The sequence below is a fragment of the Bacillus safensis genome (genome assembly GCF_039619585.1).
GTDB classification, from domain to species: Bacteria; Bacillota; Bacilli; order Bacillales; family Bacillaceae; genus Bacillus; species Bacillus safensis.
Genome location: NZ_CP154909.1, coordinates 333,290 through 356,999, shown reverse-complemented (window position 1 = coordinate 356,999; position 23,710 = coordinate 333,290). Strand labels below are relative to the sequence as shown.

Below are 23,710 nucleotides of genomic sequence, written 5' to 3'. Positions count from 1 at the left end.
CCACCAATTTCACCCTGCACCCTCTATATCAAAAGAACCAAGTCTATTTCATTAAAATAGACGGTTAAACCGAAAAGGAGCCCACCCCGAATAAAACGGAGGGACTCCCATTTTCATTCGGTAGCCTGCCGACCTTAGCAAAAAAAGAATCATTTACCTTAGGACATGGCTTTGCGTCTCTATGTTTCCATAGATTTGCCTTTTTCTTCTTTTCTTTTAGATATTTTCTATTTACGTCCACTTTATATGAAAATATTGTTTTTTTCACCGAAAAATGGGTGTAAAGATTCATGCGTTATACCGAAGGGATCCTGTGAGAATTGACGATATTTACCGAAAATAACTAATAATAGTTGCGTTCAACCGAAAATAATCGACTAAATACCGCAAAAATTTCATATTTTCCCTTAAATTTTGAAAATATGACCGAAAATGTAGGATAGAGGTCTCCTTGCGTTCCCCGCAAATTCTTAAATCTTAAGAACTATATTCCCTAAAAAAATGAATTTTTTTACTGTAAAAACAACAAAAAAAAGAGCTGTCATTTCAAATGACAACTCCTTGTTTCTTCATTATATTTACATCACCTTAGACAGACCAATCGTTTTTTCAATAATGAGCAGCGCAATGATAGAAATGATAATAAATATGACAGATATCGCATTGACACTTGGATCAAAGGTCTGCTCAATGTAATTAAAGGTCCTGACAGGGATTGTAATGGTTTGAGGAGAGGAAACGAACAAACTGATCGATATTTCCCCAAATGACGTCACAGCTGAAAACACCCCTCCTGCAATGATTCCCGGCTTAATCAAAGGCAATGTGACTCGAAAAAACGTGCGAATGGGTCCTGCGCCAAGATTCATTGAAGCCAGCTCAAGCCGCGGATCTAAATTCGAAACACTCACGCCTACCGTTCGAACCACATAGGGAAAACCAATGATGACGTGACCAATGACGAGCGCCCACAAAGACCCTGTAAAACCCATAGCCGTAAACAAGTAAAGCATTGCAATCCCTAACACCACCTGAGGAATCATGAGAGGTGACAGAATGAAAGCTTGGACAGCCTCCTTTCCCTTAAAGGAAAGCCTTGCTAAAGCATACGAAGCCATTGTCCCTAAAAGAACCGTGAGAGGCGTCACGATGAACAGCAGAATCACACTGATCCGAAGAGATTCCATCCATTCTGGATTTGACACGACCTCATGAAACCAGCGAACGGAGAACGAAGTCGGTGGAAATTCAGGAAAGGCATTTGGACTAAAAGCAGATAGGACGATCACAAGAACAGGTATGGTTAAAAAAAGATAAACCAATGACCCAGCAGTCCAAATCAGGATGGAAAGCAAGCGGTCACCTATTGACTTTTTACGCATGCATCCTCGCCTCCCAACGCTTCAATAAATAGCTTAATAGACTGACTACCACAAGCACACAAACCAATAATGTAAAGGACATAGCGGCAGCAAGAGGCAGATTATACACCTGCATGACCTGCTGATAAATTGACAGCGGCAGCAGCGGCTGCATCCGTCCGCCGACTAACAGCGGGGTGATATAACTTCCTGCTGCCAGTGAGAAGACGATGATCGCGCCAGTCACCATGCCTGGGATGGTAAGTGGTAAGGTGACATGAAAAAAGGTTCGAATCCGGCCAGCTCCAAGACTCATAGAAGCCGGTCTTAAGTGACGATCCATATCGGTTAAGCTTGTTGCGATCGGCAGTACTGCAAATGGCAGCATAACTTGGACATAGGCAATAATGACCGCATTCATATTCCACAGCATCGAGAGCGGCTTCTCAATTACATGTAAATCTAGTAACATGCCATTGATCAGACCATTTTGCGAAAGAAGAACAATCCATGCAAATGTCCGAATCACAACACTTGTCAAAAGCGGCGACACAAGTAGGATATAGAAAAATGCACGCAGACGCGGATTAGGTGCTTTGACGAGCACGTATGCTGCGGGGTATGCCATCAATAAACAAATCACCGTTGTCTGCAAAGCCACCCACACAGTACTTCCAATCGCCTTTACATATGCATCTGTCGTGAACACATGAATATATTGAGAAAAGCTATACGTTTGTAATGTATTCATCATCGAATCGACATCGCGAAAACTGAGAACGAGCATCATCACCAGAGGAGCTAGTAAAAATACTATAAGAAACAAACAGGCTGGCAGCAGCATAAACCAATGAAATCGTTGATTCTTTTTCTTGATTCGCATCACGTATGCACCTTCGAATCTAAGAAAACGATATCTTCAGGCTGCCAATGGATATGGACGGTTTCTCCAACTTCAGGCAGCTCGGGAAATGCCGCATCAGAAGCATGGACAATAATTTCACCATGATCAAGTCCCACAACCAAACGTAATGAATGCCCAATATAACTCACATCTGACAGCACGCCTGATACATGGTTCGGCTTTACTTCCTCCCGCTCAGAAGAGATGCTGATTCTTTCAGGACGCAGCATAAGCAGTTGCTTCTCCCTCTTCTCTTGATGTTCCGCAGCCTGCAACTGAAGATGCTGACCGTTTGAATGGGTTACATGCGGAACTGTAAATGCCGCATCAGCTTCATTGTACACAGCCTCAAAGATGTTCACCTGTCCGATGAATTCAGCTACAAATCGATTGTTTGGCTGGCGGTACACCTCTAAAGGCGTCCCAATCTGCTGAATTCTTCCCTCTCCTAAAATTCCAACCCGATCAGAAAGACTTAAGGCTTCCTCTTGATCATGTGTCACAAGAATGGTTGTAATCCCGACATTCCTTTGAATATTTCGCAGCTCTGTCTGCATGTTTTTTCTTAGTTTGGCATCTAGGTTGCTGAGCGGTTCATCAAGAAGGAGAACAGATGGCTGAATCGCCAGCGCTCTTGCAATCGCTACCCGCTGCTGTTGACCACCGCTTAATTGGTGGGGCATCCGTTTCGCAAATGCCTCTAATTGAACAAGAGACAAGCTTTCCATCACCTTCTCTTTGATTTCCGCCTTCTTTTTCTTTTGAACCTTTAGCCCGTACGCCACATTATCAAATACAGTCAGATGCGGAAAAAGTGCATAGCTTTGAAAGACCATACCTGTTTTTCTTTGGTAAGGCGGCAAAGCTGTCACATCCTGATCACCAATATAGACGACACCTTTTGTTGGTTCTAAAAAACCGCCAATGATGTTTAATAACGTTGATTTTCCGCAGCCGCTAGGACCAAGAAGGGAGAAAAACTCTCCCTCATTCACCGTAAGACTGACATCGTTGAGAGCGATTTGCTCACCGAAGTGCTGACTGATGTGTTCTAAATGAATTCCACTCATGCGATCACCTATTTTCCTCCGCCTAATACTTCGTTCCATCGATTTGTCCAATTGCCAAGCTCAGAGGTCGCTGTTTCATAATCTACCCAAGTCAGCTTGCTGTAATAATTTTCTCCAACTTTCACTTTCCCCTTAATCTTGTCATCGTATTTCACATCAGAATTCGACATGCCATAATAAGATTTTTCCGAGAATGCCTCCTGAGCTTCTTTTCCGCTCAAGTAGTTTAATAGTTTGTACGCCGCTTCTTCGTGCTGATTTCCCTTCGTTAAAGCCCAGCTCGCAACAGCTGCAACAGCGCCTTCTTTCGGATATGAGAAACCAATATCCATTCCTTCTTCTTCAAGTGCAAATACTCGCCCGTCCCAATATGGAACAGCCGCGACATCCCCACGTTCTAACAAAGTTTGAATCGATCCTGGGTTATCTGGAAAAGCAGCTACATGACCTTTTAACTGCGCGAGACTTTTAAATGCTTTATCAATATCCTTAGGATTTGATTCTGTCCCCCCTTGCGCATGAACAAGTGCAGAGAAAAATTGCAAACCGGCTGAATAAGTCGGAGATGAAATGGCTACCTTCCCTTTCAGCTGACTGCTCCATAGGTCAGTCCAGCTGTTTGGTTCCTGCTTGACGAGGTCTTTTCTATAAGCAATTCCAAGCTGCCCCATACTAAAACCTGCTGCATATTGTTTTCCATTAACAGTAAGCTTCTTTTGGACAGAACGGTAAAGTTTTTTGACGTTCGGCGCTTGATCTTCATCGATAGGCGCAAGAACGTTTGCTGCGATACCTCTTTGAATCGTATCGGGCTGTAAGATTAGTAAGTCATATGGTGGATTTTTTCCATTTGACGCTTTTAATTTTGTAAACCATTCAGAATCCGCCCCAGAGACGGTTTGCACTTTAATTCCTGTATCTTTTTCAAACTTTTCGAGGATTGGTTTGATATTCTTTTCCCAATCGCCTCCATATACGCCAACAATCACAGTCTGCTGCTGTTTGCCTTGATCCTTTCCATTTCCACCACAAGCGGCCAGCAGTACAACGATTGACAGGATGCCTGCAAAAATAGCAATTAATCTTCTTTTCATGATTTATTTCCCCCTTTTTGTCCATTCATTTGAAAAAGTGCTTGAGTAATATCTTCCTTTGTTAACGGCTCATTTCTATGACTGAAATGTTGATGAACTGCATGTTTATAGTGCGTACGTTCATTAGCCGGATAGGAACGAAGCTGAACGGCCAGCGCACTGCTGGCTTCATCCGTCCATACTTTCTCATAAGCTGCTCTTTGTTCTCCGAAATCCCACACGTCAGTAGATGCAGAAACATCAACCTTTTCTCGCACCCTGCTCGTCTGCTCCTCATCAATCTTCCATTTATTTTGGTCTAAATACACTTTCACACCATATTGCTGCAGCGCTCTCTCTTCACTTAATAGACCTGCTTCCACTTCCTGAAGGACTTTTTCTTTCTTTCGGGCAAATGGATTCCCCCAGCCGCCTCCACTTGGTGAAATCAATTGAACGATATCGCCTTTTTCAAGTCGCAGAACATCTATTTTGGGCTGGTCTTGTTTCTCACCATTAGCCGTGGTCAGCTTGACCTCACCAACCGATCCTGCTCGGCCGCCCATTAATCCCCAAGGCTGAAACTTCATCCGTTCCATTCCTCGTGCTGTCACCATTGATTCAGGCTTCATCATTTCAAATTCCAAACCAATCGCATGTCCGCCTCGATTTTCACCAGCTCCACCTGTATTCGGCAGAAGTTCATATCGGTGAACATGAATATCAATATGCTGTTCCAAACTCTCAATTGGGGTATTCTTCAAAAAGCCTGACGAATGATCAATACCGTCCACTCCATCAGTACCATTTTGAGCACCGCCGCCTCCGCCTAATGGTTCGACAACGGACATTTTCCTGCCACCCGTTTGATCATCAGGTACTGAGAGAACCACAATGGCAGATTGACCTGCACCTGCTGCCGGCACCGCTTCAGGTAACAGCTTACCAATGACGCCTAGCACGACATTGTACAGCCTCATCGTAATCGAATGACGAATCCCGACAGAAGCCGGGTATTCTGGATGCACCAGCGTTCCTTTAGGAGAGATCACGTCAATTGGATACGTTATTCCACCATTAATCGGTATAAAAGGATCCTTACTAATGATGTAATTAATCAATCCTTGATAAAGAAAGGAATGCTTCTGACCATTGGTAACGAGGTTAAAGGCTGTTTTCACTTGCGGGTCACACTCAGAAAAATCGAGCGTCAGCCGTTTCCCTTTAATCGTTAGCTTGATTTTCAACCGAATAGGGACGTCTGAGATCATATCATCATCTAAATAATCAGCAAATTCACTCGTTCCATCCGGTATAGCTTCAATGACCTTTCCAGCACGATCCTCGGCTTGCTTCAGCAAGTCTATCATTCCTTGTTTCACTTCGTATTTTCCAAATTTCTCAATCATTTCTTTTAACCGAATATCTGCTGTATTAACTGCTGCAATCATCGCATTAATATCACCATCATTTAGATGACTAGCGCGGCTGTTCGCTCTTAAAAAGGTACGTACGACCTGATTCTCTTTCCCGCTTTCATAAATTTTCACTGGCGGAATTCTTAATCCTTCTTGATGAACATCCGTTGCTGTCGGTGAAATACTCGAAGGCACAAGCCCACCCACATCACTGACATGAACAAAAGACCAAGCATAGCTTACGATTTCACCATCTACAAAAATCGGCTTAATGATATGGACATCTGGAAGGTGAGTCGCCAAACCGTCTGTCGTATAAGGATCATTAGTGATGATAATGTCTCCTGGCTGCATCGGCCCGCTTTCTTCAATCGCTTTTTTTAGACTCAGCCCTAAAAAGATCGTCACACCTACTGTCTTCGGATAAACAAAGAAATCTCCAGATGGCGTGGCTAATGCTGTCGCAAAGTCAGCAGATTCTTTAACGAAGGTCGTAAATGACGTCCGTTCAATGACATGCCCCATACCTGATGCAATCGCATTAAAATAACTGCGCATCATCTCAAGCTTTGCTGGGTCAGTTCTCATGTAAAGCCGCCTCCTTTGAAATCACTAAGTTACCTGATGGATCAATGCTGCCTGCCCAGTTTGGCAAAATTAATGTTGTTGTATCATCCTGCTCAATAACGGCAGGCCCATTTACAATAGAACCTACTGACAGAGTATCCCGGTTATAAACCGATGCTTCGTATTCTTTTTCTTCAATAAAAATTCGTCTATATTCATATGGTTTCAAAGACTGTCCGCTGCTTTCATGAACAGGTGAAAAAGGCAGCGGAGGCGTCTCGCCTATGACTCGAACGCGTAAATGAGTAAATTCGATTTTTGCCTGATCATCCCTATGACCATATTGACGCTGATGCAATTTGTGAAAGGCTTCAATGAGTTGGTGGATATTTTGTTCCTGCTTTAGCCAATCAATCGATAATGGCAGTTCAATCTCAAATGCCTGTCCCTGATAACGTGCGTCTGCTAATAATAGAATGGATGTCTGATTGATATGCTGAATGTTTTGCTGGCTGACCCAATCAGTCGCTTTTCGCGACAGCTTCTCATAATCTTGTTTTAGTTGGTTGATCGAATAGTCTTGTAAGCATATTTTCTTCGACAGCACCGCATCATGAATAAAGTCAGCAGTCAGAGCACCTAACGCACATAATGTACCCGGACTTGGAGGAACAACCACATTTTTCGCATGAATTTCTCTCGCAAGGAAATTCGCCACAACCGGCCCTGCTCCGCCAAACGCCAGCAAACTAAAATCTCTAGGGTCAAACCCTTGCTGCTCCATCACATTGCTTAATTCTGTGTACATATTGGCTACGGCTACTTGAATGAGCTGGTCAGCCGCTTCTTCAACCGTTTTGTTGAGCTGATCAGCAATTGGCTGAAAAGCCTTTTTCGCCGCAGACAACTGTAATTGTAAATGTCCTCCGGCAAAACGTTCTTGATTGAGGTAACCGCATATGAGAAACGCATCAGTTAAAGCTGCTTTTTCTCCCTTTCCATACGAAGCTGGTCCCGGGTTTGAGCCAACTGATTCTGGCCCCGCTTTTAGAAGTCCGCCCTGATCAATCCATGCTACCGAACCTCCTCCTGCTCCTATTGAATACATCGCAACAGATGGAAGAATAATTGGGAAGCCAGAAAGCTGATTCGATTGCGCCATTGTAGGCTGTCCATTTTGAATAATCGAGATATCTGCACTCGTCCCCCCAACATCAAAAGTGATCAGGTTGGGTTCACTAGATGATGCTGCAATTCTCGCCGCACCGATGACACCGGCTGCCGGACCAGAAAAGAGAGTCTTAACAGGCGAGGCTGCCGCACTTTCTGCATCCATTAAACCACCATTTGATTGTGTAATGTATGGAGAAATTGGTACACCTTCTTCCTTCAAACGACTTTTCAGTGTTTGCAAATACTGTTTCACCTTTGGTTGAATGTACAAATTAACAACAGACATCACTGTACGCTCGTATTCCCTCATTTGAGGCCATAATTCAGATGAGGTAAGGACTTCCAACTGTGGATAATGATGATTGATATAGGCTTTTGCCTGTAATTCATGAACTGGGTTTTGATAACTATGTAAAAAAGAAATGACGATACCTGCTAGCTTTTTAGATATAGCATGCTGGACTGCATCATCTAACTGCTGCAGATGGAGAGGTTTTTTGATCGTACCATCGTGTATCAACCTTTCAGAGATTGGATATACATGCTTCCGTGGTATCAATGGTTCTGGCAAACGAGAATTGAAGTCATAAGGAATGGGTAGTCGTAAACGTTGAAGTGACAATATATCTTGAAATCCTTCTGTCACAAAAAGGGCTAAATCTGCTCCTTTTCGCTGCAATAATGTATTAAGACCAATTGTCATTCCGTGAACGAGGTATTGAATGTTGGATAAATCAACACCTCTTTTTTTTAGAAGATTTAACCCATTGATAATTCCTTGGGCTGGGTCATCAGTCACTGTGGGTGTCTTGAGTTCAGTCAGCTCCCCTGTTGCTTCATTTATCAACGATAAATCAGTAAATGTTCCGCCTATGTCTATTCCGAGCCGGTATGAGACATCCGCCATTTGTACTTCCCTCCTACAATGTAATTAGAATCATATTTTGATAAATTACGACATTTTTTGATATTTGACTCCATATTATTAAAGCAGATCGGTCTAGTCAATTTTATTTTTTTGAAATTTCTGTGTGTTAAATTCTTGAAATTAGCTCAAAAAGCAGTGATAAAGCCATTTTGAATGAGCATATTCGTTTTATGATCTACAAAATTAAAATTTTTATGAATTTCTACAAAAATGAAAAGCATGAAATCTTGTAAAATCTGTTTTTTGAATTTTAAAAGGCGTTTTTTCAAAACCAGGGGAAATTGGTAAGTAATTCTGCTATACTTCTGTTTACAAAATACGCAAACAAGAAAGAGAGCCAGCACCTATGAAACTTCTTAAAATGATTCTCTTGCTTTTATTGATTGTTATTGGTGTAGCAACAGGCTATATCCAGCTGGAGCAAGGGAAACAAGAGACAGCGAATTCATCTTATGACAAAACGATTCATTTTCCATCAGACCGCTATCCCGAAACAGCCAAGCACATAGAAGAAGCCATTGATGAAGGTCATTCGTCCATTTGTACAATTGACCGTAAACATAGTGATGAGCAGAGGGATCGATCATTACATGGCGTTCCAACAAAGCGCGGGTATGATCGTGACGAATGGCCAATGGCGATGTGCAAAGAAGGAGGCACAGGAGCTTCTGTCAAATATGTACGCCCTTCTGATAATAGAGGCGCAGGCTCGTGGGTAAGTCATCAATTATCGGATGATCCAGACGGCACAAGAATCCAATTTATCATCGATTAGCAGCCTTTCCCTTTTCTATATTAAAAAAATTTTCACATGACTGCATGCAGGTATTTTAAACACTTTTTTCATGCCGATAATCCTTAAGGAGGGATACCCTACCTTATACCTAAAGGAGTTAAAAAGCATGAAGAAAAAGGGAAAACTGAGGCTCGGCGCCAAAATTTTGCTGATCTTTTTAAGTGTCCTCATCATCTTTTCCGCAGTTGTTGGTTATGTGGTGAATCGCGAGATGACAGAAAACATCAAGCAAATGGCAACTGAAAAAGCAAAAGGTGATTTAAAACTAGGCTACGCCTACCTGAATGAAAAAGTAGAAGGCTCGTGGCAGATTAAAGAGGATAAGCTATTCAAAGGAAATACGCAAATCAATGATCATGACACATTAGTTGACCAATTAGCCGAATATACCGGTGATACCATCACGATTTTTCAAGGAAATACCCGCGTTGCTACGAATGTCATGTTAAACGGGAAACGAGCTGTAGGTACAGAAGTCTCTCCTGAAGTGAAGACCACTGTTTTAGATAAAGGAGAAAACTATTACGGCACAGCAAATGTTGCCGGGAAAGACTATCAAACGGCTTATATGCCGATCAAAAATGAAGCAGGCGAAACAATTGGTATTTTTTATACTGGCGCCAATCAAAGCATGATTTCACAAATGCTTCAGTCATTCTATATACAATTTGTCATCGTCCTTTTGTTAAGTCTGATCGTTTCGGTCATCATTATTTCTATTTTCACTAAGCGGATTCAGGCACGTCTCAAGCATATGGCTTCTGCCATTAAGAGTGCAGGCGAAGGTGATTTAACCATCAATGTGACGGATACTGCTGGTGATGAATTGTCTGATCTGGCTGGCCATTTCAATAAGATGCGTGAAAAACTAAATCAAACCATTCTAAATGTCATGAACACGTCTGAATTAGTGGCCACATCCTCTGAGCAGCTGTCAGCTAGCGCAGAAGAAACGAGTGCAGCATCAGAAAAAATCACCTATACGATTCAAGAAGTGGCACAATCTTCAGAAGAACAGTCCGCTCAAATGACAGCTAGTGAGCACAAAATGATTCAAGTATCAAACGAGCTGGCAAACATCACTGAAAATGCAGGACAAATGGCTTCAAGAAGTCACTCCGCACAAGAAGTGGCCCAAAAAGGTGTACACAATATCGGTGAAGTTCATTCACAGATGACGTCTATTGCCAAATCAATTGAAGAAAATGGTACAGCGATTCAAGCATTGGAAACACGTTCAGCTGAAATCGATCATATTTCCAAAGTCATTACAGATATCGCCAGCCAGACAAACCTGCTAGCTCTTAATGCAGCAATTGAAGCAGCACGGGCAGGTGAGCATGGAAAAGGATTTGCTGTTGTCGCAGACGAAGTGAGAAAGCTCGCAGAAGAATCTCAAGCATCATCAAACATGATTTCCCATCTCATTTCTGAAATACAAAAAGAGATGACTCATTCGACGAATGCCATCAAACGAGTAAGAGAGGAAGCGGCTCAAGGGGCTGTACTTATCTCTCATACAGAGGAATCATTTCATGATATCCAGCAGTCGATGAGAGAAATGGCGAATGGCATTAAACATTTATCAAGTGCATCACAAAAAATCGCAGCTTATACAAACGATGCGAAACAGTCTTTTGCGTCTATTACAGAAGGCGTGAAACGAACGAGTGAACATTCACAGCAAGTAGCCGGTTTAACAGAAGAGCAATTTGCTGCAATGGAAGAAGTAACAGCTTCATCAGAAGCGCTTGCCCATTTAGCAGGAGATTTAAAAGCAATGGTCTCGCAATTTCACATCTAGATCCCACACCAAATAGCGCAAGACGGCGACAATCGTCTTGCTGCCTAACTTTCTCCTCAAGAATCACTCTTTCAACCATTCACGTTCCAACAAAAATTCTTAAATAAAGGAGTTTTTTATATGAATCACTTAAATCAAGCCTATTCCCTATCTATCTCCTACCACCAAATCACGGTATACACCGGAAGCGAAACACCACCTGTTATTGATTGGACAGATGAGGACATTCTTCAAGGATTTGCAACAGGAGATCAAGGAGTTTCCTTTGAAGGAATCAATAATGGAAAGGCGTCTATTATTGTGACATTAAATAGCGATGAGCCCCAAGTCTCTGTTGATAGAGCTATAACAGTTCCCTTTACGCTTACAAATGATCAAGTTTATATCACAAGCGTCATGGCCCATGTGCTGTCTTTCTCCATTCCAAAAGGAAACTATCAGCTTACCTGCTACACCTCACAGCAGTCTGATCAAGACGTTTATTATGTAAATTTCCAAACAGTGTAGATTACGCTTGATCGTATAGATCAAGCCACTTTTCCGCATAGTCTACCGATTCTCTCATGGGCAGTAAATATGAACTGGCAAGTCCAATTTGATTGTGCTGATGGATGCCTCCTGATTGCAGAAAATCACGGCCAATCTGTTCAAATAGTTCTTCTCTTGTGATGATATCTTGGTACTCTTTCCATACCCTCCATCCATTCTCTAAAATAGGGGCTCCTCTTGTCATGAGGTCCTGCTGAGGAATTCGGTATTCAGCTAGATGAAAAGCTGTCATGCTCTCAAATGATGCACCAAGCAGCAGCACTTGAGCATGAAGCTCATACATGCGGCCAAGAGGCGACTGCTCTCCTAATCCAAAGGAAAGCGCATGGTGTTTCAGAATTTCATGTTTTCTTTTCCCCCAGGCTGTGAATGAAAAATTGGGATGATTGCTTCTCGCCACACCTGGGTATTTCCAAAATGTTTCTGCCACCTTTCCCATTGCTGCTGGCGTCGTGTAAGCTGGATCAAATGCAGGCATTGTTTCTTTGATCGATTTCCACCATGAGTAAGGAACAGGCGGATCGATCCAATCGGCGGGATCAGAAAGCTCTAACGTTTGTGCCGGCATAATCAGTGTCCCCTCTTCTGTTAAGGTTTCCATCAATGCTTGTATGACGGCTACAGCGCCTCCGTTTACCCAGCCGATTGATGATAAAGATGAGTGAACACATAAAATCATGCCTTTTTTCACACCAAGTTGAACCAAGTCTGCTTTGATTCTTTCCTTTGTCATCGGTTCAGCTTGATTTTCGATTAATTTTTGCATCGTTCCTTTTCCTCCTGCGTCTCTTCTATTACTGATGAATGAGACGTTTAACCGCAATAGACAGTTTGTAATTTGCGTAATTCGTCAGCTCCGTTAAAAACTGATCAAGTTCATCATGACTGGAGAAATGACCTTCAGCCATATAACAGCCTTCACCACTTATTTTGAACAAATTCTTGATTTCTTCCTTTTTATAAAGAAACGACAGAAGTGGTTCATGATGATGACTACGGGTATACAGCTGCAAAAAGGTTTGAATCGTCTTTTGTGTCTGCCAATCAATTGAAATGGTATATGCTTCAATCACGCCTTCTTCTTCTAGCTTTAACACCCGATTTGCAACAGCTTGGCCGGTTAAATGAACTTTTTCACCTAGAGCTTTCATCGTTAATCGGCTGTTCTTTGATAGTTCTTTTAAAATACTCATATCTGTTTGGTCTAGCATTGGCTCACCTCTTTCAAAAATCAAGCCCTTCCGATGAAAGACTTTCATGATCCTCTGTCACATAGAACTCTTTTAATATACTGTAAACTTAATGAGAAAAAAAGGAGGCCTTTTTATGAAAATTACACTCATTCGCAATGCTACTTTATACCTTCACTATGGTCATTCAACTTTTTTAATCGATCCCTTTTTAGCAGCAAAAGGAACATATCCACCGTTCCCTCATACAGCCAATCAACATTTGAACAATCCTATTGTGGAGCTTCCTGTAAATATAGATTTAGACAGTCTGTTACACCCAGATGCTGTCTTACTCACTCATTTACATGTGGACCACTTTGACGACGAGGCCAAAGGAAAATTAGCTCAAGATGGGCCAATTTATACTCAATCAGAGAAGGATCGAAAAGAAGTTGAAGAAGCTGGATTTCAGCATGTCACATGCATTGAAGATGAAATGGACATTTGCGGCGTTCATATTAAACGTACAGGCGGACAGCATGGGACGGGAGAAACGGCGAAGCGGATGGGTCAGGTGAGCGGTTTTGTTTTCTCTCACCCTGATGAACCTACCCTTTATATTGCAGGTGATACCGTTTGGTGTGATGAACCGAAAGAGGTTGTGAATACATGCAAGCCAGACGTCATTGTGGTCAATAGCGGGGCTGCTCAATTTTTAGAAGGCGATCCGATTACAATGACCAAGGAAGAGATTCTAGACGTTCACCGTTCTCAGCCAAAAGCTCAAATTGTCGCCTGTCATCTTGAAGCTGTGAATCATTGCTTGTTGACAAGAGCTGCTTTAGAGACTTACATTCAAGAGCATCATGCAGATCAAGCCATTTCTGTCCCTCAAGATGGGGAAAGTCTCACCTTCTGATCAACAATAAAAAACCGGCACTTCGCTGCCGGTTTCATCATTATCATGGGCGATGGTGCTGTGGTTTTTTCAGCAATGGAACAAATCCGTTCTTTTTCAAATGAGTGTAATGCTCATCCATTCGTTTCGTGATGTGTGTGCCTTGTTCCTTTGTTAACACGCCGTACTGTACATATTTCTCAATGACTTCTTTTCGCTTAGAAAGAATTTGCTGCTCAAGGATTTCAATTTGTTTTTGTTGTTCTGCTGTTAATTTCACTTGATGTGTCACCGGGCGCTTTTCCATTTGAGGTGTTTCTCCATGAGCCGTTTCTATATGAAAACCAAATAACAGCATCATCGACAAGATGATCAAACTACTTATTTTTTTCATCATTGTTGTTCCCTCCTTTATTCGCCTTTATTTTGCGCTCACTTTCCTTTTTTATACATAATATCAACACGCAAATTGCTTATAATATTCTTACTTTTTCACTTTTCTTCTGAAAACGTTGTCCTTACAGAAAAAGCGTGCTATGTTTTGTTTTGTATAAAAAATAGAGGAGGATTCTTAAATGAGTCGTTTTTATCATAAAAAACCTATATGGATCATGCTTGTTGTATCTGCTTTCATCCTTAGCATGTCTGCTTGCAGTCAATCAGGCTCATCTCAATCCGGGGACACAAAGTGGGATGAGATTAAAAAGAAAGGGAAAATCGTGGTTGCAACTTCAGGCACCCTTTATCCAACTTCTTATCATGATACTTCTAATGGCAAGGATCAATTAACTGGCTATGAAGTAGAAGTCGTCAAAGAAGCGTTTAAACGTCTTGATGTGAAAGTGGAATTTAAAGAAATGGGCTATGATGGGATGCTGAGCGCCATTAATTCTGGTCAAGTGGATGCTGCTGCAAATGATATCGACATCACAGATGACAGAAAAGACAAGTTTGCCTTTTCTACCCCTTATAAATATTCCTACGGAACCGCTATCGTACGGAAAGATGATTTATCTGGCATTAAAACTTTAAAAGATTTAAAAGGAAAGAAAGCAGCAGGGGCTGCCACAACGATTTACATGGATGTCGCTCGTAAGTACGGTGCAAAGGAAGTCATTTATGATAATGCGACAAACGAGCAATACTTAAAGGATGTTGCAAACGGCCGTACTGATGTCATTCTAAATGATTATTACTTGCAGACACTGGCTCTTGCTGCATTTCCTAAATTAAATATTACGATTCACCCTGACTTGAAGTACATGCCGAATGAACAAGGTTTTGTTATGAAGAAGGACAACAAAGAGCTTCAAAAAGAATTGAATCGTGTATTAGGCGACATGAAAAAAGACGGAACAATGAAAAAGATTTCTGAGAAATTCTTTAATCATGCAGACGTCTCTAAGAAATTTGATGCTGATGTCGAAGATGTCGACATTTCCAAATAAGGAGCCGCAATCGTGGGAGATATTCATTTAGAATATATATTTAATCCTGCACTGGCAAAGGCGTCATTTCCATTTGTTATGAAAGGCATCTGGCTGACGCTGCTCATTTCCTTTGTGAGCATGTTTTTTGGTACCATTCTTGGCTTTTTTATCGCTCTTGCCAGAATGGCGAATTCTTGGATTCTTCGGCTGCCTGCACGGCTGTATATCTCATTCATGCGAGGCGTGCCCATTCTTGTGATTTTGTTTATTCTCTATTTTGGGTTCCCCTATATCGGCATAGAGTTCACAGCGGTCACTGCCGCCATTATTGGGTTCAGCTTTAATAGTGCTGCCTATATTGCAGAAATTAACCGGGCAGCCCTCTCCTCTGTTCCAAGTGGACAGGTGGAAGCCGCTAAATCATTAGGTCTCAGCTATTGGCAAACGATGCGTGGTGTCATTTTGCCCCAATCCGTCCGCATCGCCCTGCCGCCATTGACCAATGTCATGCTCGATTTAATCAAAGCTTCCTCACTGGCAGCGATGATTACTGTACCAGAGCTCTTCCAGCAAGCAAAAATTGTAGGCGGACGAGAATTCGATTATATGACCATGTATATTTTGGTCGCACTCATTTACTGGGGCATTTGCAGTGTCGTCTCATTGCTTCAGGACTTTTTAGAAAAACGCTATGCGAAATATCTGTAGCAAAAAAAGAGCAGATCCATGAGATCTGCTCTTTTTTCTTTTTAATGAATGAGCCATAACCATACATATAACCCGAGTAAAGTGAGAATCAAGGTTGGGATGGTCAGGAGGATTCCGGCTTTCATGTACGCTCCCCAAGAGATATGGACGCCTTTTTTCTTTAAGACATGAAGCCACAGCAATGTCGCCAATGAGCCGATTGGGGTCATTTTCGGTCCAAGGTTGGAGCCGATGACATTGGCATAAATCAGTCCGTCTCTCATGACACCTGCTGTATCTGTATGTCCAATGGCAATCGCATCAATTAAAACGGTCGGCAGATTGTTCATCACAGAGGACAGCACTGCGGCAAGCACGCCCATAAACATCGTTCCTGCAAGCAAGCCATGTGAAGCCCCTTGCTGGATCCATGCCGCCAATATTTCTGTAAGACCGACATTTTTCAGTCCATATACGACAACATACATGCCGATCGAGAAAAACACAATGGACCACGGCGCTTCTTTGATCACTCGCTTTGTCGCCACTTGCGGACTTCTTCTCGCCAGCCACAAGAAAGCAAGGGCAATCCCGCCTACGATGATGGACACTGGAATACCGATCAGCTCCCCCGCAAAATAACCCACAAGCAGACAGCCGAGCACATACCAAGACAAACGGAACATACGGATATCTCGAATAGCTGATGCCGGTTCCTTTGCCTGAGACAGATCGTAGGTTTTTGGAATAAGCTTTCGGTAAAATACATACAGAACCAGCATGCTCGCTCCAAGCGACACAAGGTTTGGCACGAACATATTCGCTGTATATTCTAGAAAACCAATATGAAAATAGTCGGCTGATACGATATTGACCAGGTTACTAATGACAAATGGCAAGGAGGTTGTGTCTGCAATAAAACCGCTTGCCATCACAAAAGGCAGCACCATGCGCTCATCCAGCTTCAACGCTCTCACCACAGATAAAACGATTGGGGTCAAGATCAGTGCCGCTCCATCGTTGGCAAAAAAAGCAGCCACAACAGCGCCTAGCAATGTTAAATAAATAAACATGCGGACACCGTTGCCTCTTGCGGCTTTTGCCATATGCAGTGCAGCCCATTCAAAAAAGCCGATCTCATCTAAAATTAACGATATGATAATAATGCCAATAAAGGCAAATGTGGCGTTCCATACAATTTGCGTGACTTCCCACACATCGCCCAGATGAACGACACCAAAGGCAAGTGCAAGAATGGCGCCTCCACACGCTGACCATCCTATGGTGACACGTCCTGGCTGCCAAATGACAAGGACGAGGGTCATGATGAAAATCAAAATGGCTAAGGTGACTGATCCCAAAGGTGGCCCCCCTTTCACTTTTCTCATAAAATCTTTATCTATCATACAACGAAATGCATCCGTTGTATGCCATTTTCGCATGTCACATGAAAATCCGCAGGTGATCCCGTGCACCTGCGGATTCCATCATCATTATTGATCTTTTTTCATCAGCATCAATTCAATAAATAACTCACACCGCTGGCTAAAATGACTTAAGTCGATCGAGGTCATGTCAAAAATTTGTTTCATTCGATAGTTTAATGTATTTTGATGAATAAACAACTGCTCCGCTGCTGGCTTTAGCTTGCAGTTATTCAATAAGTAGACTTCCAGCGTTTTTAAAAACGAGGTTTGACTCTCGCGGTCTTTTTCCTTCAAGCGTAACAAATCTGGATTGAAGTCGTTTTTCTTTTTTTGATGGCTGTAAATGGAATCTAAAAACCGGAAGACCCCTAAATTCTCATAATCATATGGAATCAGTTCTTGTCCTCCGACAATTTTCACTGCCTTCACGACCTCTATCGCTTCAAATCGACTTGTACTCATTTTCATGACATCACGATACTCTCTTCCCATCCCGATATACAAAGGGGAAGGATGGGCATGCGTTTTTGATTGCAGATGTGCGATGACATCAGCGGCAGTCGCTTTCGGTGAGTGCCGGTCTGACAGGCTGCCTAATATAACGACAATATCTGCTTGAACTGAATAGACGTGATTCACTTTATCCTCTAGCTGCAAATACGTTCGAATGACATCCTTCACATCTTCTGCCGTCTCACTTTTGTTATCGGCAGCGTGCACGACCATGACGGTAAATACGGCTGGCAGTGGAATGCTTAAGTTCTCAGCCTCCCATTTCAGCTCTTCTTCTGTATAAAAATGATCATCCATGACCTTTTTGAAAAACTCTTCAATCTTCCCTTCCTTTTTCTCAAGCTGTTTCTTATTCTTATAAATCACTTTTCCAACCTGAAAGGACGCTTCGTGTAAAAATTGCAGCTCCTCCTGAGAGAGGGAGTCCTCAATGTCCTGCACCCAAATAAAGCCTACTACCTCTTGTTTATGCTTGGCGCTCACAGCCACCCGCCGATTAAATCCGAGCTCGTCATGGCCGCTCACATAAAAAGGCTTTGACTCCTTGTGAAGCCGCTCAATTACCCCTGTTTTCTTTAACCAATCGACCACAGACCCCGGACATTCCTTGGAGAAAATCGTTTGCTGATTGACTGGGTCAAACTGCTGAATGCTGTAAGAATTATAAGCAAGGAGCTGACACTCTGTGCTTTCTAAAATGACTGGTTTTTTTAAATATCCGCTAATAAATGCAATTAATTTATCGACATCAAAAAATGTATGAAGCTTTTCTAATATCTCTTCCATCCCGATTGCTCCCTGATTAAGTGATACATTTATCATACTTCTTTCCAGTCAGATTTGTATAGAAACAAGTCGCAAGCAGGCAAAAAAAGCATGAACCCGTCAGTGCAGGTTCATGCTTTTTCCATATTAAAACATTTCACTAATCGTTTTTGCCTGCATGTGCAGAGCCAGGTAATCTGGACCGCCTGCTTTTGAATCCGTTCCTGACATTTTGAAGCCGCCGAATGGGTGGTAACCAACGATGGCACCTGTGCAGTTACGGTTAAAGTAAAGGTTCCCTACATGGAACTCCTGCTTCGCACGGTTGATGTGATCACGATTATTCGTAATGACAGCACCTGTTAAACCGTATTCTGTGTTGTTGGCTACCTCAAGTGCCTCATCAAAGCTAGAGACTTTCGAGAAAGCCAAGACTGGTCCAAAGATTTCTTCTTGCATTAAGCGGGAAGTTGGCTCAAGATCTGCAAAAATGGTCGGGTGGATGAAGTATCCTTCCGAATCATCACTCGTTCCGCCAGTGACTAAGCGGCCTTCCTGTTTGCCAACCTCTATATAATCCGTAATCTTGTCAAAGGACGCTTGATCAATGACAGGTCCCATGTAGACATCCGCAGAAAGTGGATTGGCTGTTGTTTTCGTTTCTGTGATTTCCTTCACTCGCTCAACCACTTGGTCATACACCTTCTCGTGGACAACAGCCCGAGATCCAGCTGAACATTTCTGGCCTGAAAACCCGAAGGCTGATGTGAAAATGGCATTAGCTGCTAATTCAACATCTGCATCCTCATCAACAACCACTGTATCCTTACCGCCCATTTCAGCAATGACACGTTTTAAATGCTGCTGGCCTGGCTGCACTTTTGCCGCGCGTTCAAAGATACGTGTCCCTACTTCTCTTGATCCAGTGAATGTAATCAGGCTTGTTTTCGGATGATCTACTAAGTAATCCCCGACCTCTGCTCCGCTTCCTGGTACAAAGTTGACAACACCCTTTGGAAGACCGGCTTGCTCAAGCTCCTCCACAAAACGGGCTGCAATGACAGGCGTCGCACTCGCTGGTTTTAAAACAACTGTATTCCCAGTGACGATTGGGGCTACTGTTGTTCCTGCCATGATCGCAAACAAGAAGTTCCACGGCGGAATCACGAGCGTCACGCCAGTTGGTGTGTATACATATTGATTGCGTTCGCCTTCGCGGCTGTTCACTGGTTTGCCTTTCGCCAGCTCCAGCATTTGACGGGCATAATATTCTAGGAAGTCAATCGCTTCTGCTGTATCTGCATCCGCTTCATTCCAAGGCTTACCTGCTTCTTTGACAAGAAGGGCTGAATACTCATGCTTTTTACGGCGAATGCTTGCCGCAGCTCTGAATAATACGCCAGCTCTTTCTTCTGGAGACGTGTAGCGCCATGTTTCGAATGCTTTCGCTGCTGCTTGAACTGCTTGTTCTGCCTCTTCCTTGCCCGCCTTCGATACGGTTCCAACCACTTCATCCTTTTTCGCTGGATTGATCGAAACAATCTTGTCTTTCGTTTCAATTCTTTCTCCATTAATCACGAGCGGATAGGTTTGACCAAGTGATTCTGTTACTTTAGCTAATGCTTGTTCAAACGCTTTGCGGTTTTCTTCCTGGCTAAAATCCGTGAATGGTTCATGCTTGTAAGGTGTTGTCATTTTTGTCACGCTCCCGTTTCAAATTATTTTCTCGTCATCCCTTTTAGAGCAAAGGCAATGTTTGCCGGCCGTTCTGCAAGACGTCTCATGTAGTAGCCATACCACTCTCGTCCATACGGAGTATAGACCCTCATTTGATAGCCTTCTTTCACAAGTGCCTGCTGCGTTTCTGATCTCATGCCATACAGCATTTGAAATTCGAACTGACTTGTCTGTATATTGTGTTTTTTCACAATATTTTTTGTGAACTCAATCATTCGATCGTCATGTGTCGCAATGGCTGTATAGTTTCCTGAGAGCAATTGCTTTTCGATCAGCTTTTGATAATTCTGATCGACGTCTTTTTTGTTTGGATACGCCACTTCGGCAGATTCCTTATAGGCACCCTTTACAAGTCTTAAAAATGGCTTCAGCTTATTTAGGTCATCAAGATCCTTTTCTGTTCTGTACAAATACGCCTGCAAGACCGTACTGACATACTCATATTGAGATTTCATCTCTTTAAAAATGTCCAGCGTTTTTTGACAGCGCTGTTCATCCTCCATATCGATTGTCACCATGATACGGTGCTTCTCTGCCGTATCTAAAATACGTTTCATATTGCGATACACAAGGTCATCGTCAATATCCAGACCAAGTGATGTCATTTTGAGTGACACGTGGGAATTGAGTCCCGCCTCTGCAATCCGCTGAATGGTTTGAATACACTCAGTCGTCCGTTCATTGGCAATCTCTGCCTTTGTGACAAACTCACCAAGGTGATCAACTGTCACAGCCATTCCTTGGTCATTTAATCGCTTGATAACAGGGATGGCACTCTCAAAGTTCTTCCCTCCGATGATTTTCTTAGATGCAACAGCACTTCCCCAATTACGAGCAATATGGTTCAAGAGACTGCTCTTTGACAAAAACAAGAAGAAATTTCTTGTGACCGACTCCATAAAGGGCACCTCCCACTCTTTGTAAGCTATGTCTTTATTGTAAAGCTCATAAGCTGTCCGCTACAATATTTGAAGATGACAAAAATTCTGACTTTTTTTGTGGTTTTATCACAATAAGAGATAAAAAAGAGCCTGCCGCGATCCGGCTGGCTCTTCCTTGCTTACGCCCACACCTCATCAAGGGTAGACTGCAGCAGCTCATTTAATTCTTGCAACAGGTTGTCTTTCGGCTGATTGTAGCTTTTCACCAATTCATCAAATCGCGCGAGCTCTTTGTCGATAAATGGATGGACATAAGCGAGGCGGTTCTCTACATCCATTTCTTCGCCGTCCATTTTACGTTTGAGCAGCTCATGGATTTCCGCTAAAAGCGGACCTTCCTCCACTAGTTCTTCGAGCAGTTTATGAAAGTCCATCGGCGGAACCGTCCTGTATCGTTCAATCCACTGACAGGCAAGCAGCGGACGAAGCACATAGAAATACTTCTTGATTCGCACCTGCTCTCCTCGTAAATGCCGGCTTTCATTCCGCTTCGCCATATTGAGGTAATGATACATCAATGCGGCAGGATAAAACGCTCGATCCTTTAATTCTCTTAGCTGCTTTGCCAAAGAGAACGATTCAGCATAGATGATGTCAGACGACAGCCATTCCATGATGGACGGATTCGATTTATTGAATAAGCGAAGTGCCTTTCTAAGCTCCCAGCCGCTGATATCAAGCACATCATCAATCGGCCGTTCAATGACATCACGATGTTCTTCCATTGCCCAATACCATTCTTTTCGAGGAACATATAAAAAACGAACATCGTAATCACTATCAGTCGAGGGGAATCCCCATGCTCTGCTGCCTGATTCGACCGCGAGGCAAATTTTCACGTCATACGTTTCTTCGATGATTTTCAGCTCTTCCTTGATTCTCTCTCTCATCATCCATCAACTCTTTCTATAGAAATCTGCATGACTTCTTCACGTTTTGGTAAAATACGAATAAGACATATATGAAAAAGGAGTTGGATCTCATGTCTATATCTCGCATCATGAAATGGATCACCGGAATTTTTGAAGCCTGTCTTGCCATCCCTGTCATCGGAGGACTATTTATTATTAGCAATGGTTATTCACCGCTCATGGTCATGCTTATTCTGCATATTATCACACTCGTCTTATCGAAGCGAGACCAAGGACCAATGATTGGCAGCATCATTGGGATTATCACATCCTGCCTCGCCTGGATTCCGATACTTGGATTCATCCTGCATATCATCACAGCTCTTGCCCTTATTATCACCGCGTTAGTACCTGATGAAAAAACGAGACAAAATACGAGTTATTAAAAAAGAGGCCCTCATAGAGCGGCCTCTTTGTTCTTTTATTTGAGCAAGTGCTTTTGTAAGAAGGAGAGCTTCTCTGTTTGAAAAGCCGGGATAAACTCGTGTCCAAAATAGCGGTATACCTTAAGGTCTTTATCTGTTTCTAAATGGTTGTATGCCGCAAACACAGTAGATGGCGGGGTAATTTTGTCAATCAGACCGATCGCCATCAATGTTGGCTGTTTGACCCATCCAGCTAAATTGATTAAGTCAAAATAGCTTAATGTCTCAAATGCCTTTTCTTCCACTTTCGGATCAGTGTTTCTTCGAAAGTATGAATTGATTTCTAAATAAGGCTGCTCCAATGCAACGTCCACTGCACGCTCGAAGTTTGATAAGTAAGGATAATCTGCCACGACGACCTTCGGAATGTTTGAAAGGGCTGCAGCTGCTACCGCTAATGCGCCTCCCTGGCTTCCACCAATTACGCCGATCCGGTGTTTATCCACTTCAGGGAAGGACTGAATGACTTCGAGTGCACGAACCGCATCTAAATAAACACCGCGATAATAGTAGGTCTCTTTTGATAAAATGCCTTTTGTCATCCACCCCAAAGCGTGACCGCCTGGTGTCACTGTCTGATCTTCGCTGCCGCCTTGACCGCGGACGAGCATACCAAATGTGGCATAGCCGTGGAGTGCCCAGTTGACGATGTCGTGAATGCCGCCGTCATAGCTGGCATTATAGCCATGAAAACGAACGAGCGCTGGATGCGGGCCAGTTTGATCAGGTACAGCATAAAAGCCTTCAATTTTAGAATGTCCAAAGCTTTGATACGTCAGGCGGTACACCTTGACGCCTTTCACTGGATAGTCATAAGGTTCAAGTATTGGCTTTGCCTCCACTTGGCGCAGTTCTTCGAGTGATTTCTTCCAAAAATCTGAGAAATCAGGGCGTGCTGTTTTCTTTGGTTTATATTTTTTTAGCTCTTCAAGTGGTAAATCGTACAATTGCATATCCGAGTATCCCCCTTTGTTTTATTCATTATATGTATCATAACACCGATTTCTTGAGTGAGAAAGCCATTTAACAAAACCTTCTGACATTTCTATTGGCAAAGATGATGGAAACCTTTATGATAAAGAAACTGGCCTTGAAGACTAAAATAAACCATTACATACATTCATGATTTTCACATGACATATAGCAAATAAAGGAGGAACT

Annotated in this window: 22 protein-coding genes and 1 riboswitch; of the genes, 7 read left to right on the top strand and 15 right to left on the bottom strand. The window is 42.7% G+C overall.

Annotation, left to right across the window (positions count from 1 at the left end; translation table 11 throughout):
- Positions 1-116: 116 nt before the first annotated feature.
- A riboswitch (cyclic di-GMP riboswitch) is annotated at positions 117-210 on the bottom strand.
- 368 nt (positions 211-578) lie between these two features.
- From AAYR28_RS01895 to AAYR28_RS01870, 6 genes are read right to left on the bottom strand one after another with little or no spacing between them, the layout of a single operon-like run.
- Complete coding sequence (locus AAYR28_RS01895; RefSeq protein WP_024424298.1) at positions 579-1,382, bottom strand: ABC transporter permease; 804 nt, start codon at positions 1,380-1,382, stop codon at positions 579-581.
- Entirely contained in the window at positions 1,375-2,244 is an 870-nt protein-coding gene (locus tag AAYR28_RS01890) for an ABC transporter permease (RefSeq protein ID WP_034283317.1), read from the bottom strand. The genes AAYR28_RS01895 and AAYR28_RS01890 overlap by 8 nt, the downstream gene beginning before the upstream one ends.
- Positions 2,244-3,335, bottom strand: coding sequence for an ABC transporter ATP-binding protein (locus tag AAYR28_RS01885; RefSeq protein WP_098677311.1), 1,092 nt, complete (start codon positions 3,333-3,335; stop codon positions 2,244-2,246). The genes AAYR28_RS01890 and AAYR28_RS01885 overlap by 1 nt, the downstream gene beginning before the upstream one ends.
- Positions 3,336-3,343: 8 nt before the next feature.
- Complete coding sequence (locus AAYR28_RS01880; protein ID WP_120208419.1) at positions 3,344-4,429, bottom strand: ABC transporter substrate-binding protein; 1,086 nt, start codon at positions 4,427-4,429, stop codon at positions 3,344-3,346.
- Positions 4,426-6,414 carry a hydantoinase B/oxoprolinase family protein gene (locus AAYR28_RS01875; RefSeq protein ID WP_120208421.1) on the bottom strand — a complete coding sequence of 663 codons (1,989 nt, stop codon included), beginning with the start codon at positions 6,412-6,414 and terminating at the stop codon, positions 4,426-4,428. The genes AAYR28_RS01880 and AAYR28_RS01875 overlap by 4 nt, the downstream gene beginning before the upstream one ends.
- Positions 6,404-8,473: a hydantoinase/oxoprolinase family protein gene (locus AAYR28_RS01870; RefSeq protein WP_034283307.1), complete on the bottom strand. Its 2,070-nt coding sequence runs from the start codon at positions 8,471-8,473 to the stop codon at positions 6,404-6,406. Before AAYR28_RS01870 ends, AAYR28_RS01875 begins: the two co-directional genes overlap by 11 nt.
- 367 nt (positions 8,474-8,840) lie before the next feature.
- Between AAYR28_RS01870 and AAYR28_RS01865 the strand changes: the two genes are divergently transcribed.
- The 3 genes from AAYR28_RS01865 to AAYR28_RS01855 all read left to right on the top strand — a co-directional run bounded on the left by AAYR28_RS01865 (position 8,841) and on the right by AAYR28_RS01855 (position 11,601).
- Positions 8,841-9,269, top strand: a complete 429-nt coding sequence (locus AAYR28_RS01865; protein ID WP_024424305.1) for a NucA/NucB deoxyribonuclease domain-containing protein — start codon at positions 8,841-8,843, stop codon at positions 9,267-9,269.
- Between the two features lie 127 nt (positions 9,270-9,396).
- The gene (locus AAYR28_RS01860; RefSeq protein WP_046313811.1) at positions 9,397-11,094 is read left to right on the top strand and encodes a methyl-accepting chemotaxis protein; all 1,698 of its coding nucleotides are present in this window, start codon (positions 9,397-9,399) and stop codon (positions 11,092-11,094) included.
- A gap of 120 nt (positions 11,095-11,214) precedes the next feature.
- Positions 11,215-11,601 (top strand): competence protein ComJ, encoded by a 387-nt coding sequence (locus AAYR28_RS01855; protein WP_120208425.1) that lies wholly within the window; start codon positions 11,215-11,217, stop codon positions 11,599-11,601.
- A 1-nt stretch (position 11,602) separates the two neighbouring features.
- On the opposite strand, the gene AAYR28_RS01850 is transcribed toward AAYR28_RS01855, so the two are convergent.
- Together AAYR28_RS01850 and AAYR28_RS01845 are read right to left on the bottom strand one after the other, a co-directional pair.
- The gene (locus tag AAYR28_RS01850) at positions 11,603-12,409 is read right to left on the bottom strand and encodes an AAC(3) family N-acetyltransferase (protein WP_327827465.1); all 807 of its coding nucleotides are present in this window, start codon (positions 12,407-12,409) and stop codon (positions 11,603-11,605) included.
- Positions 12,410-12,437: 28 nt separating this feature from the next.
- The gene (locus AAYR28_RS01845) at positions 12,438-12,854 is read right to left on the bottom strand and encodes an Lrp/AsnC family transcriptional regulator (RefSeq protein ID WP_176967337.1); all 417 of its coding nucleotides are present in this window, start codon (positions 12,852-12,854) and stop codon (positions 12,438-12,440) included.
- Between the two features lie 115 nt (positions 12,855-12,969).
- On the opposite strand from AAYR28_RS01845, the gene AAYR28_RS01840 reads away from it, so the two are divergent.
- Positions 12,970-13,734, top strand: coding sequence for an MBL fold metallo-hydrolase (locus AAYR28_RS01840; protein WP_120208431.1), 765 nt, complete (start codon positions 12,970-12,972; stop codon positions 13,732-13,734).
- Between the two features lie 43 nt (positions 13,735-13,777).
- Here AAYR28_RS01840 and AAYR28_RS01835 read toward each other — a convergent pair whose 3' ends face one another.
- Positions 13,778-14,107, bottom strand: a complete 330-nt coding sequence (locus tag AAYR28_RS01835; protein WP_024424311.1) for a YckD family protein — start codon at positions 14,105-14,107, stop codon at positions 13,778-13,780.
- A 181-nt stretch (positions 14,108-14,288) separates the two neighbouring features.
- Between AAYR28_RS01835 and AAYR28_RS01830 the strand changes: the two genes are divergently transcribed.
- Together AAYR28_RS01830 and AAYR28_RS01825 are read left to right on the top strand one after the other, a co-directional pair.
- Entirely contained in the window at positions 14,289-15,161 is an 873-nt protein-coding gene (locus tag AAYR28_RS01830; protein ID WP_120208433.1) for a transporter substrate-binding domain-containing protein, read from the top strand.
- Positions 15,162-15,173: 12 nt separating this feature from the next.
- Complete coding sequence (locus AAYR28_RS01825; protein WP_034283291.1) at positions 15,174-15,851, top strand: amino acid ABC transporter permease; 678 nt, start codon at positions 15,174-15,176, stop codon at positions 15,849-15,851.
- A gap of 41 nt (positions 15,852-15,892) precedes the next feature.
- Here the strand turns inward: AAYR28_RS01825 and AAYR28_RS01820 are convergent, their stop codons facing one another.
- From AAYR28_RS01820 to AAYR28_RS01800, 5 genes are all read right to left on the bottom strand, one after another.
- Positions 15,893-17,191 (bottom strand): arsenic transporter, encoded by a 1,299-nt coding sequence (locus AAYR28_RS01820; protein ID WP_098677317.1) that lies wholly within the window; start codon positions 17,189-17,191, stop codon positions 15,893-15,895.
- Positions 17,192-17,323: 132 nt separating this feature from the next.
- Positions 17,324-18,556, bottom strand: coding sequence for a PucR family transcriptional regulator (locus AAYR28_RS01815; protein ID WP_034283288.1), 1,233 nt, complete (start codon positions 18,554-18,556; stop codon positions 17,324-17,326).
- A gap of 126 nt (positions 18,557-18,682) precedes the next feature.
- Positions 18,683-20,230 carry an L-glutamate gamma-semialdehyde dehydrogenase gene (gene pruA, locus AAYR28_RS01810; RefSeq protein ID WP_081123963.1) on the bottom strand — a complete coding sequence of 516 codons (1,548 nt, stop codon included), beginning with the start codon at positions 20,228-20,230 and terminating at the stop codon, positions 18,683-18,685.
- A gap of 23 nt (positions 20,231-20,253) precedes the next feature.
- Positions 20,254-21,171 (bottom strand): proline dehydrogenase, encoded by a 918-nt coding sequence (locus tag AAYR28_RS01805; RefSeq protein WP_345808915.1) that lies wholly within the window; start codon positions 21,169-21,171, stop codon positions 20,254-20,256.
- Positions 21,172-21,332: 161 nt separating this feature from the next.
- Positions 21,333-22,103 carry a nucleotidyltransferase domain-containing protein gene (locus tag AAYR28_RS01800; RefSeq protein ID WP_345808914.1) on the bottom strand — a complete coding sequence of 257 codons (771 nt, stop codon included), beginning with the start codon at positions 22,101-22,103 and terminating at the stop codon, positions 21,333-21,335.
- Between the two features lie 92 nt (positions 22,104-22,195).
- Between AAYR28_RS01800 and AAYR28_RS01795 the strand changes: the two genes are divergently transcribed.
- Positions 22,196-22,510, top strand: a complete 315-nt coding sequence (locus tag AAYR28_RS01795; protein WP_024424319.1) for a hypothetical protein — start codon at positions 22,196-22,198, stop codon at positions 22,508-22,510.
- Between the two features lie 35 nt (positions 22,511-22,545).
- Here the strand turns inward: AAYR28_RS01795 and AAYR28_RS01790 are convergent, their stop codons facing one another.
- Entirely contained in the window at positions 22,546-23,502 is a 957-nt protein-coding gene (locus tag AAYR28_RS01790; protein WP_342474642.1) for an acetylxylan esterase, read from the bottom strand.
- Between the last annotated feature and the right edge of the window lie 208 nt (positions 23,503-23,710).